This window comes from Enterobacter cloacae complex sp. FDA-CDC-AR_0164 (genome assembly GCF_003071645.1).
GTDB classification, from domain to species: Bacteria; Pseudomonadota; Gammaproteobacteria; order Enterobacterales; family Enterobacteriaceae; genus Enterobacter; species Enterobacter ludwigii.
Window position 1 is genome coordinate 1,248,361 of sequence record NZ_CP028950.1, and the last position, 13,977, is coordinate 1,262,337.

Genomic DNA, 13,977 nt, shown 5'->3' on the forward strand with positions numbered 1-13,977 from the left:
TCAGCCTCACCCCAACCCTCTCCCACAGGCGCGGGAGATAAAAACCGAGGCCGGGTAAGGCAATCGCCACCCGGCTTTAGATCAGAAACGCCAGGACATGCCGGTCATCAGCGCGAAACTGTCTTCGCGGTCGATCATCGGACTGTTCTTCACGTCGTCAGGTAACACGGTATAGACCGCGCTGGCGTTGATAAACAGATTCTGGGTTAACTGATATTTAGCCGCGAGACCCACATACGGCGTCCAGCTATCACCTGCGGTGTATTCATTGAGGCCTGAGCGGCGAGACTCATTGCCGGATACACCGTAGTAGTAATCGTTATAGCTTTCGTCGCTGTAGAAAATACCTACCGATGGCGTCAGCGTCAGACGTTCCATCCGAACCGGACGGAAGTATGAGATTTCACCGATCACGCCGCCGCTCTCATCCATCGCATCACCCGAGACCGCCACTTTCAGCGAGCCCCAGTGTTCATGGCGGTAGTACGCCCCGCCGAGAAACGCTGATGCTTTACGCTCATCGAGGTGTTTCATCTGAGCGTCGTCGTTATCTTCAGGATCAAATCGCAGTGGCATCCACGATGCGGTCATGCTGAATTCATTTTTTTCGTCTTTCCACAGGATCCATCCGCCGGTGGTCTGGCGAATATAAAACCGGTCGCCTTCATAGCTAATTAACGGTACCGCCGTGGTATTTTCGTTATATCCTTTATAAGGCGACTCATTAAATACAGCCCCCGCCCCAAGTGAAAAATCACCAGCCATTGCAGATGATGTTGCAAATAACGTGGCTGCGATGAGTAAATTGTATTTAATAGTCATTACATGTAATCCATTTAGACGCCAAACAAGCGAGGCGAATAATAATGGTTACAAATTTGCCAATGCAACGCTGCAGTTTATATAATATTATATATAAAAACATATAGATGGGTGCGCATGATGAATAAGTTCCAGCTAAAACCACGCGAGTTAAAAATTATTTCCGTCATCGCAGCCACCCACAGTATTGGCGATGCCGCAGCCCTGCTGGGCATGGCACAGGCTAACGTCAGTAAATACCTTTCTGATTTTGAAACGCGTGTCGGTCTAAAAGTATTTGAGCGCACGACCCGTCAGCTGGCGCTAACCCAGTTTGGCGAAGCGTTACTCCCCTACATTGACGCCACGCTGGATAAAAATAGCCAGCTCATTAATTTCATTGCTGATTATAAGCATGAGAAGCGCGGAAAAGTGACCATTTACGCCCCAACGGGTATCGTGATGTATCTGGCGAGACACGTGATCCATCAGATTGAGGACATCGGTGATATCCGTATCTCGTTAAAAACGTACAACCTGGATCGTAATGAATATTCCGAAGGGGTCTCGTTCCCCGATGATTGCGATATTCTCATTACCTATGCTCAGCCGAAAGATGAAAGTCTGGTCGCCAGTGTGTTAACGAAATATTCCGTCACGGCATTTGCCACTGAAGAATATTTGAAAAACCACCCCTTAACCGGACCTGAAGATTTAATGAATCACTCCTGTATTTTAATAGACTCGATGCTGGTGGATGAGGCGAACATCTGGCGTTTTCGCGTCCACGGCAGCGAGACCGTATATGATTACAGAGTGACCGGGAATTATATTTGCGACAATACGCAGACGGCGCTGGAACTGGCACGAAATAATCTCGGTATTGTTTTTGCGCCGAAAGAAAGCCTGAAAAAAGAGCTTAAGAGTGGTTCTCTGGTTCCCTGCTTCCCCCATCAGGAAGAGTGGTGGCTCGACCTGACGGCGATATTCCGCAAACGTGAATACCAGCCCTGGCGCGTGCAGTACATTCTGGACGGCGTACTGAACTGCCTGCGTCAGCAAATTGCTCAGGCTGCCCAGGGGCAACCTGAGCTGGAGAATTAGAACAGCCCCAGTGGTTTATCGGAATAACTCACCAGCAGGCATTTCGTCTGCTGGTAATGCTCCAGCATCATCTTGTGGGTTTCACGCCCGATGCCCGACTGCTTATAGCCCCCAAAAGCCGCGTGCGCCGGATAAGCGTGGTAGCAGTTGGTCCACACGCGCCCGGCCTGAATGCCCCGCCCCATTTTGTAAGCCAGATTACCGTTGCGGCTCCAGACGCCAGCCCCGAGGCCATACGGCGTATCGTTAGCGATCTCCTGCGCCTCTTCCATCGTTTTGAAGGTGGTGACGGCCAGCACCGGTCCGAAAATTTCCTCCTGGAAGACGCGCATGTTGTTTTTGCCGAACAGGATCGTCGGCTCCAGGTAATATCCGTCCTGCAGATCGCCGCCCAGCATTTTACGCCGACCGCCGGTCAGGACATCCGCCCCTTCTTTCTTGCCAATATCAATGTAGTTGAGGATAGTGTCCATCTGCCCGTGCGAGACCTGCGCGCCCATCTGGGTCACGTTATCAAGCGGGTTACCGCTGCGGATAGACTCGACGCGGCGAATGGCTCGCTCCATAAAGCGCTCATAGATAGACTCCTGCACCAGCGCGCGGCTTGGGCAGGTACAGACTTCACCCTGGTTAAAAGCAAACAGCGCAAAGCCTTCCAGGGCTTTATCGAAGAAGGCATCCTCTTCCTCCATGACGTCGGCGAAGAAAATGTTCGGCGATTTACCGCCCAGCTCCAGGGTCACTGGAATGATGTTCTGGGTCGCGTACTGCATGATCTGCTGACCCACTTCCGTCGACCCGGTAAACGCGACTTTGGCGATCCGTTTTGAGGTCGCCAGATATTCCCCTATCTCACCCCCCGCCCCGTTCACCACGTTAATCACGCCTGGCGGGAGAAGGTCGCCAATGACTTCCATCAGCAGCAGAACTGACAGCGGGGTCAGGCGGGCCGGTTTGAGCACAATGCAGTTACCCGCCGCCAGGGCGGGAGCCATTTTCCAGCTCGCCATCAGCAACGGGAAGTTCCACGGAATGATCTGCCCCACCACGCCCAGCGGTTCGTGGAAGTGGTAGGCCACGGTGTCGCTGTCTACCTCGCTAATTCCGCCCTCCTGAGCGCGAATACAGGAGGCAAAATAGCGGAAGTGGTCAATGGCCAGCGGCACGTCTGCCGCCATCGTTTCACGGATTGGCTTACCGTTATCCCAGGTTTCCGCCGTTGCCAGCAGCTCCAGGTTCTGTTCCATCCGGTCAGCGATTTTAAACAATATCGCCGCTCTGTCCTGAACAGAGGTATGCCCCCATTTGTCTTTGGCTTTGTGCGCGGCGTCCAGTGCCAGGTCGATATCCCCCTTGCCGGAGCTGGCTATTTCACACAGCGGCTGGCCGGTAACGGGCGTCAGATTGGAATAGTATTCGCCGCCGACGGGTGCAACCCAGTCGCCGCCGATAAAGTTTTCATAACGGGGCTTCAGCTTGAGGGGAAAACCATACTCGCCAGGCTGGATACGCGATGAGGGAGGATTGTTTGTCATGATCGTCTCCTTGCTGTTGGTGTACAACAAGGGTAGTACCGGCTGGCGATTTTCTCGCCAGCCGGTAACGGTGTTTACGACGGGGGTCACGGAGTTTCAGGAAATAATAACGAATCCCGCAATAAATGATCGTTGCCACGACGACGGGTAAAGCCGATGCGGTTGAAATATTCCAGGATCTGGATCGCCAGCTTGCGCCCGACGTTCAGCCGATCGCGGAAATCTGCTGCGCAGGTCGTGCCTCGCGCCTGATCCAGCTCGCGGATCAGGTTAGCAAACGCCACAATGCGATCGTTACGGTAATAACGATCTTTCACGATCGCGACGATTAATCCCTGCTGCGCCGCATGGCGCAACACCTGGCGCATCACCTGTTCGTCGGTATTCGTTTCACGTGCGAGATCGCGAACCCACCACGGCTCGTCGCCAAACAGCGGGGCCACTTTCTGCCATATCGCCTCTTGCCCGGCGTTGAACCCGGCTTTGTGATCCGGCAGATGCAGCCAGCCGTGGTGGCTTTTTATCAGCCCACTTTCGCGCATGTTTTCAATCAGCAGCAGCACCAGCGCATCGTTTTCCATCGGCAACGCCATGCGTCGCAGGCGTTCACGTCCCGGGCCGGGTTCATCCTGATGCTGTTCATGGTAAGTGGCGAGCGTGGTCAGTACCTTGCGCTGCCAGCATGCTGCGACCGGGGCATTCAGTAAATTGTTACCCGCCTGAATAAAACCGGGCTCCTGGGTCAGCAGGCGTAATCCTTCCGCGCTGAGCTGACGAGCCCATGCGAAATCGCTCAGATTGACGGCACCGCGCTCAAGATGAACAAGCAACGCGGCTTTATCATCCGCGGCCTGCGCCAGCGCTCCCAGCCATTGCAGATACTCCGGCTTGCGCTTGCCGCGACGCGGCGGGTTGAGCGCTACTACCCGCGCCCCGGCCAGCGTCTCCCGGGCCGAAATGTCACGCAGTACCAGACGGTCATTATCCGCGAGCCACAGTGGCGAATCGAAAACCAGTTCGGCAAAGTCGTTTTCCAGCAGTGACACGCGCCCGGTGATATGGCTGGCCGCGTGGTGGATATGCAGCGGCTGCCATTGGGTCAGCGGCACATGCGTCTGCAGGGCGACGATCGCCCGCTCAGAAGGCTCTGGCGGTACACCGGCCAGCAGCCAGTCGCCACGGTTAAGCTTCTCTTTTTCCGCATCGCCCGCAATATTGAGCGCGATCCGCTGCCCGGCATGGGCATGCTCTACGGGCTGGTTCTGCGCATGCAAACCGCGCACTCGCATCGGGGCGTTGGCACCCGTGAGCCATAAGGTATCGCCCACGTTCACTTCACCGCTCAGCGCGGTACCGGTGACCACCAGCCCCGCGCCTTTAACGGTAAAGGCCCGGTCGATCGCCAGACGGAAACGATGATGGCTGGCATGCTCGCGTGAAGTAAGCTGCTGCAAATGGTGGCGAAGTTCGTCAATACCGCGCCCTTCTGTCGCCACGGTGACGAACAATGGCGCATCGGCAAATCCATACTCCCGCAAGGTCGCCTGCACGGTTTCACGCACCGCGTTGAGTCGCGCCTCATCGACGCGGTCAGCTTTGGTCAGCGCAACGGTCAGCTGCGGGTTGCCCGTCAGCTGTAAAATTGCCAGATGTTCACGCGTTTGCGCCATCACGCCGTCATCACAAGCCACCACCAGCAGAGCATGATCGATGCCACCGACGCCCGCCAGCATGTTAGAAAGAAACTTCTCGTGTCCCGGTACATCAATAAAACCCAGCACCGGGCCATCAGGCTGAGGCCAGTAGGCATAGCCCAGATCGATGGTCATGCCGCGTTTTTTCTCTTCCGGCAGACGATCGGCATTCACCCCGGTCAGGGCCTGTAATAAGGTGGTTTTTCCGTGGTCGACGTGACCGGCGGTGGCAATAATCATTTCAACAGCATCTCCAGAAATCGCGCTTCATCTTCAAGACAGCGTAGATCCAGCCACATTCGGCCATCGTAAATGCGCCCGATAACCGGTGCTGGCAAGGCACGCCAGCGCGCCGACAAAGCGTCAAGCTGGCTGCCGCGTCCGTCACGGGGTGTAAATGTGAGCGCCGCGCTGGGCAGCCTGTCCACCGGCAGTGAACCGCTGCCGATCTGCGACTGACAAGCTTCAAGGCGCACGTCAAAATCGGGGTAGTGCGGCGCAACGTGTGGCAAGAGCAGTTCACCCTGGGCGCGAATTGAGGCGGCATCACGGGCCAGCAGGCGCAGCGTGGGCAGACGTTCAGCCAGTTTTTCCGGGTGGAGATAAAGGCGCAGCGTCGCTTCCAGCGCAGCAAGCGTCATTTTATCGGCTCGCAGTGCACGCTTGAGCGGGTGCTGCTGCAGCTTCGCAATAAGCGCACGTTTACCCACGATAATCCCCGCCTGCGGGCCGCCAAGCAGTTTGTCGCCGGAGAAACTCACGAGACTGACGCCCGCCGCAATCATCTCCTGCGGCATGGGCTCTTTTGGCAGACCGTACTGGCTCAGATCGACCAGCGAACCGCTACCGAGGTCGGCCACCACTGGCACACCCAGCTCACGGCCCAGCTCCGCCAGCTCCGCCTCTTCAACGGTTTTTGTGAATCCGGCTATCTGGTAATTACTGGTGTGGACCTTCATCAGCAGCCCGGTATTTTCATTTACTGCCGCGCGATAATCTTTTGCATGCGTGCGGTTGGTGGTGCCCACTTCATGCAGGGTACAGCCCGCCTGGCGCATAACATCCGGAATGCGAAACGCACCGCCAATCTCGACCAGCTCGCCACGGGAAACCACCACCTCTTTACCGCTGGCGGTCGCTGCCAGCATTAACAGTACCGCCGCCGCGTTGTTATTCACGATGCAGGCATCTTCCGCGCCGGTCAGCTCGCAGAGCAGGTCCGCCAGCGCCCGATCGCGATGTCCGCGCCCTGCGCCGTCCAGATCGTACTCAAGCGTCACGGGGGAACGCATGGCCTGCACGACCGCAGCGACGGCCTCTTCTGCCTGTTGAGCGCGACCAAGGTTGGTGTGCAGCACGGTTCCCGTCAGGTTGATGACCGGGCGTAACGCGCTTTGTGCTTTCTCCTCGAGCCTCAGCTCCACTTCCTGCCCCCACGCCGCACACCAGTCCGGCAATGCATTTTCTGTCTGAATATGGCTGCGGGCTTCGTCCTGAAGCAGACGTAATATTTCAACCGTCGCAGTATGGCCGAACCGCGCAACGGCAGCATGCACGCGCGGCTCGCGAAGAAGACGGTCGGTTGCAGGGATCTGGCTGTACAGGGAGTGATGAGTTGTCATGAAAGCGCCTGGCGAGTAAATATCATCCCCCCTCCCGACGGGAGAGGGAGTCAACATAAGAAGGGATTGTACCGCCTCCTGCTGCGAAGTGTTATAACCCGCATCAAGCCTTTGGCGGTTCGGTACGGGCAAAGCTCTCGCGCTGAAAGAGTGTTTCTGCAAGCTTCACCAGCAATGGACGGTCGACGCACCAGCCGGGGGAAACGCGGCGGAAATTGAGATAACCGATGGCGCAGGCAATGGCTATCGTTGCCAGGTTCAGGCTATCGGGTTGAATTTTTCCCTCCCGGATAAGCTGTTCGCACCAGTCCAGGCTGCGGCTGATTTTTTCACGCTGGCGTAACAGTTCCGTTTCAGACTGCTGGGCGGCGGGTCTTGCCTGCTCGCGCACGGACGTTAACGCCGCATCCATAATACCGTCGGCCAGCGCTTCAATTTGCTTCATTGCCAGGGCCGCGTTTGGATCGGCCGGTAACATCGCCGGGGCCACGCCGAGCAGCTCGATGTACTCCGCAATAATGGGGGAATCAAACCAGTACTGGCCTTCGTCTGTTACCAGCGCCGGCACTTTTCCCAGCGGGTTGTACTGTGCCACACCGTTTTCAGCGTGATAAGGCTGTTCATTGACGAACTCGAATTCAATCCCTTTCTCCAGCAGGAGAATCGAGATTTTTCGCACGAAGGGACTGGTGTAGCTGCCGATAAGTTTCATTGCCTGATCCTTGATGCCGAAAAAAGTCAGTATGGATCAAGCGATGAAAAAAGGGCAGGTATGCGTGTCGCATTCCTGCCCTGAAGGGGTTAGTGATCGAGATAGAGGTAGTGCATCCAGCTGGTCATACGCAGCAGCACCTTACGCATTACCGAGACGTGAGCAAAGTGATCCGAATAGACCGCCACCTGAGCATAAATGCCGTCGGGCAGCGCATCGACATCAGCATTCGGCTCCAGCTCGATAGTGCCTAATACGCCATCGGTGCCAGGGATCACGGTCAGTGACTGCAGCGCACCCTGCGCCTGGTATGACCCCCCCGGCACCACCGGCAGAATACTGGTGAGCTTGCCGGAGAAGACCTGGCCCGGCAGCGCGTTGAAGACCACTTCCGCTTCGTCGCCCGGCTTCAGACGCAGCAGCGAGTTCTGACGGAACTGGGCCACAATCTGGCGTTTCTGTTCAGGAATAAAGACCATGACCGGGCGCAGCGGCAGCGCGGCAGCATAGGTCCCCGGACGAATAAGCACCTGCGTGATATAGCCATTGCTCGGCGCACGCACCACGGTCTGATCCAGGTTGTATTTCGCTTCAGCAAGCTGAGCACGCAGGGAAGCAACCTGGGATTGCTCACCGTTGACCATACTGTCTAACTGACTTTGTATTTGCGTCTGTTCAGCCACCGAGCCTTTTACCAGCGCATCCTGCGCCAGATAGTTTTGCCGTGCGTTGTCGATATCGCTTTCAGAGAACGGGTTAACCTTTGCCCGGCTGCCTTTCAGGTAGCGCTGGTAATCTTTATACAGGCGGTCACGTTCAGCGGACACGCGCGTGGTATTGGCGACCGCTTCCGCAAGCTGCGCTTTGAGATTGTCGATATTGTGCGTGGCGGTGACCAGGTCGGCCTGCAGTCTGTCAACGCGCGCCTGATAGCGGCCCGGATCAAGTTTAAATAACACTTCGCCTTTTTTAATTAGCTGGTTATTTTTATCGGTAACTTCACTCACTACCCCAGTAACCTGCGGCGTAATCGGAATGGAAATAACCGCTTTTTGCGCCGTAAAGGTATAGGGATGGTTATAGTTCATCAACAGGATAAGCCCGGCGACAATAAACACCCCGCCTAATGTTGCGGTCGCGAGGGTCCACTGGTTTACCGGAATACGGAATATTTTAAAAATGGCCCAGGCAAAGGCCACATAGGTCAAAATAATCAGCAGATCCATGATTAGTGCTCCAGCGTGTTCTTGTCAGCCGTGGGAGGTACCGCTGCCAGTTTTTGTTCTAATTCGGCCACACGTTTAGTCAGAGCATCCATACCCGGGACCTCATCAGGTTTTGAGATGTGGTTCTGCATCCCCCAGCCGCGATCTTCGCGGTACAACGTGGCCCAAATCCACAGGAACGGCCAAATCGCATGGAGCGTAAACAGGCTAATCCATCCCGCCGTATGAATGGCATCCGCATGGGGATGATTCCGTTTTTTGGCCATATTATAAGGAATATCATGGATGGCGATGATTCCGTAAAAAAGAACCAGAAATACAAAAATCAATACGCCCAGCGCAAAATAGTTGAGAAACATATTCTCCTCACTTAAACAACGTCAACTCATTAAATTAATAAAACGGTACGCAACCTAATTAATTTTTTATAAATACGAGGTGTACTTATATTTCAGAGCCGGGGAGTATCGTTTTTTATAATATCTCCATGCAAGTTTATAAGCGTGTCAAAATATATCCTGAATAATAATAGACTTAACCTTACAATATGAGCGTAACGTACCTTATTGCTTTTCGCCATACCACACATGAAAAGTCATTTTTTAGCTTTATGTGTGACTTCATGACATCCTGGCGTTGAATCGCCAGGCAGAATTTGTCGCCGATCACATCCGGAGAATTCTGCATAAAAATTTTTTGTGAAATTAGTCACAATCCAGAAACAAACTCACGACAACCAAATGTGATTTACATCACAGAAGTGGGTGGTTTTTGCTTTATTTATCGCCATCGTATTTTTTTTATCCACCATTTTTGTGACGAAGATCACTTCATTCATATCTGCACCCCCTACATTTACGTGATTCATATCACACAAATTTCCGTCGTCTGGACAGTTGAACGATTCAGTGCCAGATTTCACAGCATCAGAACAGGGCCCGGCTACCTCTGCCGCCTCATTAACAATAAACCTCGGGCCGCAAGCCTAAGCGTAAACAGAAGAAGGGGTGTTTTATGTCATCCGATTTCAAGATCAAAGTTCAAAGCTTTGGTCGTTTCCTCAGCAATATGGTGATGCCAAATATCGGCGCGTTTATCGCGTGGGGTATCATCACTGCGTTGTTCATTCCGACAGGGTGGTTGCCTAACGAAACGCTGGCGAAACTTGTTGGCCCAATGATTACCTACCTGCTGCCGCTGCTTATCGGGTTTACCGGGGGTCGTCTGGTGGGTGGAGACCGTGGTGGCGTTGTGGGTGCCATCACGACGATGGGGGTTATCGTCGGTGCGGATATGCCGATGTTCCTCGGTGCAATGATTGCTGGCCCTCTGGGCGGCTGGGCAATTAAGAAATTCGACGTCTGGGTTGATGGTAAGATCAAATCCGGCTTCGAAATGCTGGTGAACAACTTCTCTGCGGGCATCATCGGTATGATCCTCGCGATTCTGGCGTTCCTCGGCATTGGCCCTGCGGTTGAAGTGCTGTCCAAAGTTCTGGCGGCAGGCGTTAACTTCATGGTTGCGCACGACATGCTGCCGCTGGCGTCTATCTTTGTTGAACCGGCGAAAATCCTGTTCCTCAACAACGCCATTAACCACGGTATCTTCTCACCGCTGGGCATTCAGCAGTCTCATGACCTCGGCAAGTCCATCTTCTTCCTGATTGAAGCCAACCCGGGCCCGGGCATGGGTGTTCTGCTGGCGTACATGTTCTTTGGACGCGGCAGTGCGAAACAGTCTGCGGGCGGTGCGGCTATCATCCACTTCCTGGGCGGTATCCACGAAATTTACTTCCCTTACGTGCTGATGAACCCACGTCTGATCCTGGCCGTTATCCTCGGCGGTATGACGGGCGTGTTCACCCTGAGCGTGCTGGGCGGTGGTCTGGTTTCTCCGGCCTCTCCAGGCTCCATCCTGGCGGTCCTGGCGATGACCCCGAAAGGTGCCTATTTCGCTAACATCGCAGCCATCTGTGCGGCAATGGCCGTCTCCTTCGTGGTCTCTTCTATCCTGCTGAAAACCAGCAAAGTGAAAGAAGATGACGATATCGAAGCGGCAACCCGTCGTATGCATGACATGAAAGCCGAATCAAAAGGCGCAACGCCGCTGGCGGCGGGCGATGTCTCTAACGACCTGAGCCACGTACGTAAAATCATCGTGGCCTGTGACGCGGGTATGGGTTCCAGCGCCATGGGTGCCGGCGTGCTGCGTAAGAAAGTGCAGGATGCGGGTCTGACCAACATCTCCGTCACCAACAGCGCCATCAACAGCCTGCCTGCAGATGTTGACCTGGTGATTACGCACCGCGATCTGACCGAACGTGCGATGCGTCAGGTTCCTCAGGCACAGCACATTTCGCTGACCAACTTCCTGGACAGCGGCCTGTACACCAACCTGACCGAACGTCTGGTGGCCGCGCAGCGTCATGAAGATAACGAAGTCAAAGTCCGCGACAGCCTGAAAGACAGCTTTGACGCGAACGACAGCCACCTGTTCCGCCTGGGCGCAGAAAACATCTTCCTGGGCCGCACGGCGTCCCACAAGGAAGAGGCGATTCGCTTTGCCGGTGAACAGCTGGTGAAAGGCGGCTACGTGCAGCCTGAATACGTTGACGCGATGCTGGAGCGTGAAAAGCTGACCCCAACCTATCTGGGTGAATCCATTGCGGTTCCACACGGTACGGTTGAAGCGAAAGACCGCGTACTGAAAACCGGCGTGGTGTTCTGTCAGTATCCGGATGGTGTACGCTTCGGTGAAGAAGAAGACGACATCGCCCGCCTGGTGATTGGTATCGCCGCTCGCAACAACGAGCACATCCAGGTGATTACCAGCCTGACCAACGCGCTGGATGACGACTCTGTCATTGAACGTCTGGCCAACACCACCAGCGTGGAAGAAGTGCTGGCGCTGTTGAACAAGTAACGGAACCTCTTCCCTCTCCCCCTGTGGGGAGAGGGTTAGGGTGAGGGCAAAGCCTCACCCCAGCCCTCTCGGGTAAAAACATTGATTAAGGTTAATACTATGAAAGCATTACATTTTGGCGCAGGTAATATCGGTCGTGGCTTTATCGGTAAACTGCTGGCAGACGCAGGCATTACGCTGACATTCGCCGATGTGAATCAGGTAGTCCTGGATGCCCTGAATGCCCGTCATAGCTATCAGGTACACGTGGTAGGCGAAAACGAGCAGGTTGAGACGGTGTCTGGCGTTAATGCGGTAAGCAGCATTGGCGAAGACGTTATCGACCTCATCGCCAGTGTCGATCTGGTGACCACGGCCGTTGGTCCGGTGGTGCTTGAGCGCATTGCCCCTGCGGTGGCGAAAGGCCTGGCAAAACGTAAAGCGCAGGGCATCGACACACCGCTGAACATCATCGCCTGTGAAAACATGGTGCGCGGCACCACGCAGCTGAAAGGCCATGTGCTCGCCGCCGTCGCGGACGAAGATAAAGCCTGGGTGGAAGCGCACGTCGGCTTTGTGGATTCCGCCGTTGACCGTATCGTTCCGCCGTCAGAATCCGCCACCCACGATCCGCTGGAAGTGACCGTGGAAACCTTCAGCGAGTGGATCGTCGATAAAACCCAGTTTAAAGGCGCGCTGCCAACCATTCCGGGGATGGAATTAACCGATAACCTGATGGCCTTTGTCGAACGTAAACTCTTCACGCTGAACACCGGGCATGCTATAACCGCGTACCTCGGAAAATTGGCCGGTCATCAGACCATTCGTGACGCGATCCTCGATGAGAGCATCCGTGCGGTGGTTAAAGGGGCAATGGAAGAGAGCGGCGCGGTGCTGATCAAACGCTACGGTTTTGATGCTGAGAAACATGCAGCATACATCCAGAAAATCCTCGGTCGTTTTGAAAACCCGTATCTGAAAGATGACGTTGAGCGCGTAGGCCGTCAGCCACTGCGTAAACTGAGCGCGGGCGATCGCCTGATTAAACCGCTGCTGGGCACGCTGGAGTATGGTCTTGCGCACGCCAACCTGGTGAAAGGGATTGCCGCCGCGATGCATTACCGCAGCGAACAGGATCCACAGGCGCAGGAGCTGGCTCAGCTGATTAACGATAAAGGCCCGCAGGGTGCGCTGGCGCAGATCTCTGGTCTGGATGCCAACAGCGACGTGGTTGTGGAGGCGGTGAACGCTTACAACGCAATCAAATGATGCAGAGTGCGGCGCAGGATAGCCTGCGCCCAAATAACAGATTGTCAGATATGCAGGCAATAATGGAACAAACCCAGGCCTTTGAAAATCGTGTGCTTGAGCGTCTGAATGCTGGCAAAACCGTACGAAGTTTCCTGATTGCCGCCGTCGAGTTGCTAACCGAGGCGGTGAATATTCTGGTACTTCAGGTGTTTCGCAAAGACGACTACGCGGTAAAATATGCTGTAGAACCGTTACTGGACGGAGACGGACCGCTGGGCGATTTATCGGTACGTCTGAAGCTGATTTATGGTCTTGGCGTGTTGAACCGACAAGAGTATGAAGATGCCGAGCTGCTGATGGCACTGCGCGAAGAGTTAAATCATGACGGTAATGAGTACACCTTTACCGATGATGAGATCCTTGGCCCCTTCGGCGAGCTACACTGCGTCTCCGCGCTTCCCCCTGCTCCCCATTTTGATAACAGTGACCCTGAGCTGTACGCGATGCAAAAGCTGCGTTATCAACAGGTTGTCCGTTCCACAATGGTCCTTTCCCTGACTGAGCTGATTTCCCGAATCAGCTTAAAAAAAGCGTTTCAGAAGTAAGCCTGCTCACATTGGTGTATCCTTCCCTGTAAATTCCCCGTTTTCAGAGTTATTTGTCATGAAAGAAGTCGAAAAGAACGAAATTAAACGCCTGAGCGACCGCCTGGATCTGATCCGCCACCAGATGGCTGGTCTCTCACTGGTTGAGTCCGCCGAGAAGTATGCCGAGCTGGAGAAAGAGAGTGAGAAGCTTGAAGCGGAAATCGAGCGTCTGCGCGAAGTCAAAGGCCAGAAGCTGAGCAACGAAGCCCAAAAGCTGTTGAGCATGCCGCACCGTCGCGCCATCACTAAAAAAGAGCAGGCCGACATGGGCAAGCTGAAGAAAAGCGTCCGTGGCCTGGTGGTGGTTCATCCCATGACCGAGCTTGGTCGCGAAATGGGTCTGAAAGAGATGACGGGTTTTTGTAAGACCGCGTTTTGATCGTCCCCTGCCCTCTCTCCCAGGCGAGAGGGCGAAAACCATACCGCGTCGCCCCCCTCACCGCTTAAAATTGGCCCAACCAATCTCCCGGTAATCACTTTCCTG

General features: G+C 54.8%; 12 protein-coding genes. 5 read left to right on the top strand and 7 right to left on the bottom strand.

Annotation, left to right across the window (positions count from 1 at the left end):
* Positions 1-81 precede the first annotated feature (81 nt).
* Positions 82-822: a MipA/OmpV family protein gene (locus tag AM410_RS06070; RefSeq protein WP_014168097.1), complete on the bottom strand. Its 741-nt coding sequence runs from the start codon at positions 820-822 to the stop codon at positions 82-84.
* A 117-nt stretch (positions 823-939) separates the two neighbouring features.
* On the opposite strand from AM410_RS06070, the gene AM410_RS06075 reads away from it, so the two are divergent.
* A complete protein-coding gene (locus AM410_RS06075) occupies positions 940-1,905 on the top strand; it encodes a LysR family transcriptional regulator (protein WP_073397581.1) in 966 nt (321 codons plus the stop codon).
* Here AM410_RS06075 and exaC read toward each other — a convergent pair.
* The 6 genes from exaC to AM410_RS06105 form a co-directional block, all read right to left on the bottom strand.
* Positions 1,902-3,440, bottom strand: a complete 1,539-nt coding sequence (exaC, locus tag AM410_RS06080) for an acetaldehyde dehydrogenase ExaC (RefSeq protein WP_073397579.1) — start codon at positions 3,438-3,440, stop codon at positions 1,902-1,904. The two genes, AM410_RS06075 and exaC, sit on opposite strands and share 4 nt — an antisense overlap.
* Positions 3,441-3,526: 86 nt before the next feature.
* Positions 3,527-5,374: a selenocysteine-specific translation elongation factor gene (gene selB, locus AM410_RS06085; protein ID WP_073397576.1), complete on the bottom strand. Its 1,848-nt coding sequence runs from the start codon at positions 5,372-5,374 to the stop codon at positions 3,527-3,529.
* A complete protein-coding gene (selA, locus tag AM410_RS06090) occupies positions 5,371-6,756 on the bottom strand; it encodes an L-seryl-tRNA(Sec) selenium transferase (protein ID WP_032679999.1) in 1,386 nt (461 codons plus the stop codon). The genes selB and selA overlap by 4 nt, the downstream gene beginning before the upstream one ends.
* Positions 6,757-6,859: 103 nt before the next feature.
* A complete protein-coding gene (locus AM410_RS06095; RefSeq protein ID WP_032679336.1) occupies positions 6,860-7,468 on the bottom strand; it encodes a glutathione S-transferase in 609 nt (202 codons plus the stop codon).
* 89 nt (positions 7,469-7,557) lie between these two features.
* The gene (locus AM410_RS06100) at positions 7,558-8,694 is read right to left on the bottom strand and encodes an HlyD family secretion protein (RefSeq protein ID WP_014168091.1); all 1,137 of its coding nucleotides are present in this window, start codon (positions 8,692-8,694) and stop codon (positions 7,558-7,560) included.
* A 2-nt stretch (positions 8,695-8,696) separates the two neighbouring features.
* On the bottom strand, positions 8,697-9,053 hold the full coding sequence (locus AM410_RS06105) for a DUF3302 domain-containing protein (protein ID WP_014168090.1): 357 nt from the start codon (positions 9,051-9,053) through the stop codon (positions 8,697-8,699).
* Positions 9,054-9,708: 655 nt separating this feature from the next.
* Between AM410_RS06105 and AM410_RS06115 the strand changes: the two genes are divergently transcribed.
* The 4 genes from AM410_RS06115 (at position 9,709) to AM410_RS06130 (ending at position 13,872) form a co-directional block, all read left to right on the top strand.
* Positions 9,709-11,616 carry a PTS mannitol transporter subunit IICBA gene (locus tag AM410_RS06115; protein WP_014168089.1) on the top strand — a complete coding sequence of 636 codons (1,908 nt, stop codon included), beginning with the start codon at positions 9,709-9,711 and terminating at the stop codon, positions 11,614-11,616.
* Between the two features lie 99 nt (positions 11,617-11,715).
* On the top strand, positions 11,716-12,864 hold the full coding sequence (gene mtlD, locus AM410_RS06120; RefSeq protein ID WP_020882667.1) for a mannitol-1-phosphate 5-dehydrogenase: 1,149 nt from the start codon (positions 11,716-11,718) through the stop codon (positions 12,862-12,864).
* Positions 12,864-13,451 (top strand): mannitol operon repressor MtlR, encoded by a 588-nt coding sequence (gene mtlR, locus AM410_RS06125; protein ID WP_192879999.1) that lies wholly within the window; start codon positions 12,864-12,866, stop codon positions 13,449-13,451. The genes mtlD and mtlR overlap by 1 nt, the downstream gene beginning before the upstream one ends.
* A 58-nt stretch (positions 13,452-13,509) precedes the next feature.
* Entirely contained in the window at positions 13,510-13,872 is a 363-nt protein-coding gene (locus tag AM410_RS06130) for a YibL family ribosome-associated protein (protein ID WP_014168086.1), read from the top strand.
* The last annotated feature ends 105 nt before the right edge of the window (positions 13,873-13,977 follow it).